The organism is Bacillus sp. 22190 (assembly GCF_052045575.1).
GTDB lineage: Bacteria > Bacillota > Bacilli > Bacillales > Bacillaceae > Bacillus > Bacillus altitudinis.
Genome location: NZ_JBQEPF010000052.1, coordinates 1 through 400, shown reverse-complemented (window position 1 = coordinate 400; position 400 = coordinate 1). Strand labels below are relative to the sequence as shown.

1 protein-coding gene is annotated in these 400 nt (G+C 43.0%); it reads right to left on the bottom strand.

The window, feature by feature from the left end:
- Positions 1-109: 109 nt before the first annotated feature.
- Positions 110-400: protein rep (locus ACTJKA_RS20005; RefSeq protein ID WP_440607928.1), on the bottom strand; the 291-nt coding region annotated here is incomplete at its 5' end.

Sequence of the window (400 nt, the reverse complement as noted above, 5' to 3'; positions counted from 1 at the left end):
TGCTGTTGGTTCAACTTCAGTAGTCACACTGAAAAGAGGAGGATCAACTTGGACTCTAACACTCGTAAATAATTTATAAAATAAAGCAGGCTGATATCAGCCTGCTTTTCTAATTGACTATGTAATTCTTAATCCCAACATGCCAATGCGCCATAACCTCAAACGTCTCATTGGCTACCTCATCCTCATCTTCTTCAATCCTGATCAGATCTCCGTCCTCGGCATCCGTCAAATTGAGTTCCTGATGGATCTCCTTCAAGATCCCTCCGTAACCGATCAGCCTTCTGGAAGCTAAAGCACCATCCAAGTAATAAACCGTATCCAAATTTTCCTCGGTCACCTCATTCCCACGTATCACATCCGTATCCTTGACAGGATACTTCGAGATTTCAAGAATCGC